The following is a 2,975-nucleotide window of genomic DNA, read 5'->3' on the forward strand; positions in this document are numbered from 1 at the left end:
GGGCGGCGGGGCAGACAGCCCCGCGATCTATCTTTTTCCGTGTAGTTGTTGCATAAAAAATCCCCCGCTAAAAAGCGAGGGATTGATATTTGAGCCTAGACCTATTTGATGTGTCGCACTGTCTAGCGGCGACTGAACATTTGAACCCAGACCTACTTGATGTGTCGCGCTGTCTGGCGGCGACTAAACATTTGCTTATTTTGATTATAGCAGAGGTAGTCAATGACCTTCAAGCGGCGCAAGGTGTTGCACCGTTTTGAAGGTCGAGCGTGAATGTCGGCGTGGTAGTCACCTGTCGCCGCGCCGTTGTTCGCGTGAGCGGAATCCGATAGGGTGCGATGGTGTGGAAGATAATAAGCCGTCGCCCCAGAATCGAGAATGCGCATTTACAGAAATCTCCACGCGTGGAGATTTCTATGCGTTTTTTCGCCGGCATCGGAGCGATGCGCGGCGAAAAAAATTAGCGACCATGTCGCCGATCGGGACAGAATCTGCTAAAAATTTATTCTGCGCACACTTAGGAGTTTCTCAAAACCGCCTGTGGCGGTCGTGAGAAACTCGTGTGTGCAGCCGATTTCATCGGGCGATTTTTCCGCTCACCTTCGTTCGCTGATTCGACCATTCAGAGGGTCGAATTTTTGTTGTTTTTTTGTCTAATTCTTTTTGACAAATTTGCCGTTCTGCGGCACTTAGAATTGTGCTAATTCTTTTTGACAAATTTGCCGTTTTTGGACGGTCAAAAAATGGGGTTTTCTCCTTCTCTTGATACTTACGGCTTACAAGACATAAATAAAAAACCGCGCCAACCCGCGCGGTTATTATGTTTGTTGCTATTTTTTCCCTGAAAAAAAGTAGAAAAAAAGGTAGCAAAAAAGCCCGTCTTTTGCTATGATGAGATTGTCGAGAAATCAACACAACAGAGAGGGGCTTTTAGAACCCCCCGCAGGAGGTTACTTGCTATGACGATTGTATCAAAAACCGTAACTTTTGACAAGAAAAATCGTGACAAATGTTGTGGAGCTGAATTATGTGAGACCATCACGGAAACGGGAGAACTCTTAGAGGACGTAAGCGCGACGGGGCGCAAGCGCCCATGGAGGGAGCATAGAATGGCAAAGATTGGGCTTATCGAGCTTTTTCATTTGGGCGAAAAGCACGGTCACTTGTTGTCTGAATCGCGGATGAAGGACTTAGAGGAATGTGCTGATGAGCTGTTGTTCTTGCAAGACGCAGAAGGGAATCGCCGATTAAAGCAGGGGAATTTTTGCCGTATTCGTGTTTGCCCAATGTGTAACTGGCGACGGTCGCTCAAGCTATTTTCGCAGGTATCGGCTGTCACAGACGCTATCCTCGCCGAGAAAAAGGCGCGGTTTATCTTTGTGACGCTCACCGTTGAAAACGTCCGCGGGGATGTGCTGCGGGAAACGATAGACAGGCTGAACAAGGCGTTTAAGTACATCGTGGACAAGCACCAGACCTTTGCGCCGGCAAAGAAACTGAAGGAGAATCTGCTGGGCTACATGAAAGCCGAGGAGATCACCTATAACGCAGATCGCGACGACTTCCACCCGCACATACACGCAATTTTGGAGGTTCGCCCGACTTACTTCAAGAACGGGTACATCAAGCAAAAGGACTGGACGGTGCTCTGGCGTGCCGCGCTTGGCGTGGATTATGACCCGCTTGTCGATGTGCGGAACATCAAGGGAGGGACGGCGAAAGCAGTCGCCGAGGTCGCAAAGTACCCCGTGAAGATGGACGGAATCTTGAAAATCAAGGATAAAGAAAAAGCGGCGAAAGCCTTGGTAGAACTATATTCTGCGATTTTTAGGCGACGGCTCGTTACATTTGGCGGTGATTTCAAAGAGTATCGCAAGCGGCTACAGCTCGATGATGTTGAAACGGGTGACTTGGTTCATGTTGAAGCTGAGGAAAAGGCGTTTAATCCCGTTGCGCAGATACTTTTCAAGTGGCGCGCGGATGTGGGTGCATATATCTGCTGATAGTCTCCAGAAGCCCCAGAAGCCCCGATAAGGGGCTTTTTTTATTGCGTGCATGGTTCTATATGCGTTGGAGTAGAAAAACGCTCCTGCGGGCTGTGAGATGTGTTTGAGAAGGGGAACGATGGCGGGCGGGATGTATCTCTCAATATCGTTATTTGTCTTAATTGTTTTTGACAAATTCCGATATAATGCGGTTACTGATGTGCAGTTCCCGCGCGATGATGTTGACGTTCTTCCCTTCCTCGCGCATCGCAAGGATTTGCGCCTTCTCCTCGTCGGTCAACTCCTTCTTCTTGCGCCCGCCGTTGAAGCCCGCGAATGGCGTTCCGTCCTTCTTTGTGATTTGTGCGTGTTGCGGTGCCTGATCGCAGTCGAACGTCGCGCCGAGGAACATCATAGCCTCCTCGTCGATGAGGGTGCGGGAGAACTCTTCCTTGCCGTCGTCTCCAAGTTTGTCAAAAACAAAATACACAATATCGTCTTGAATCTTGATAAACGCTCTGATTTCCCCGCTGTCGCGTCTCCGCTCCTTTTCCGGCTTTTCGTATTCTATCCATCCGGAAATGACCATGACCTGTATCATGCGTTCTGGTATACGCTTGTAGGATTTCCATTCATGCACAAACCCGACGAGCTTGCTACGCTTGCTTTTGTTGATCGATCTGGCGAAAGTGCTGTAGTCAACCACTCTTGACATCGTACGCGCCTCCTTGTGTTTTGTGTAAATTCTTTTTGACAAATACAGTATAACAAAGCTATAGTGTTTTGTCAATATTGATTTACACAAAATATCACTGCTTCGCCGCTTTGAAGTGTCAAGGTTCGCGCGGATGCGCGACCGCGAAGCGGCTTGACCTTGACGCGTGACCGACCCCAGACGCTTTCATGCAAGGGGAACGGACCCGTTCCCCTCTGCCCAGCGGCGAGCGTTTGATGGGTGTTGCAAGAGGGCGTGCCCTCTTGCTCGGGGCG

3 protein-coding genes are annotated in these 2,975 nt (G+C 49.5%); 1 reads left to right on the forward strand and 2 read right to left on the reverse strand.

Translation table 11 applies throughout. From position 1 onward, the window contains the following. Positions 1-229: 229 nt before the first annotated feature. Entirely contained in the window at positions 230-436 is a 207-nt protein-coding gene (locus ACO6BQ_RS12240) for a hypothetical protein (protein ID WP_489121355.1), read from the reverse strand. A 523-nt stretch (positions 437-959) separates the two neighbouring features. On the opposite strand from ACO6BQ_RS12240, the gene ACO6BQ_RS12245 reads away from it, so the two are divergent. Continuing rightward, positions 960-2,003, forward strand: a complete 1,044-nt coding sequence (locus tag ACO6BQ_RS12245) for a protein rep (RefSeq protein WP_489121357.1) — start codon at positions 960-962, stop codon at positions 2,001-2,003. Between the two features lie 160 nt (positions 2,004-2,163). Here ACO6BQ_RS12245 and ACO6BQ_RS12250 read toward each other — a convergent pair whose 3' ends face one another. Continuing rightward, positions 2,164-2,700: a hypothetical protein gene (locus tag ACO6BQ_RS12250; protein ID WP_489121359.1), complete on the reverse strand. Its 537-nt coding sequence runs from the start codon at positions 2,698-2,700 to the stop codon at positions 2,164-2,166. Positions 2,701-2,975 lie beyond the last annotated feature (275 nt).

The organism is Centipeda sp. (in: firmicutes) (assembly GCF_057271695.1).

What these genes read in the sequence shown, in the direction of transcription:
- ACO6BQ_RS12240 (WP_489121355.1), bottom strand. Translation starts at nt 436, where the DNA reads ATGCCGGCGAAAAAACGCATAGAAATCTCCACGCGTGGAGATTTCTGT.
- ACO6BQ_RS12250 (WP_489121359.1), bottom strand. Translation starts at nt 2,700, where the DNA reads ATGTCAAGAGTGGTTGACTACAGCACTTTCGCCAGATCGATCAACAAA.
- ACO6BQ_RS12245 (WP_489121357.1), top strand. Translation starts at nt 960, where the DNA reads ATGACGATTGTATCAAAAACCGTAACTTTTGACAAGAAAAATCGTGAC.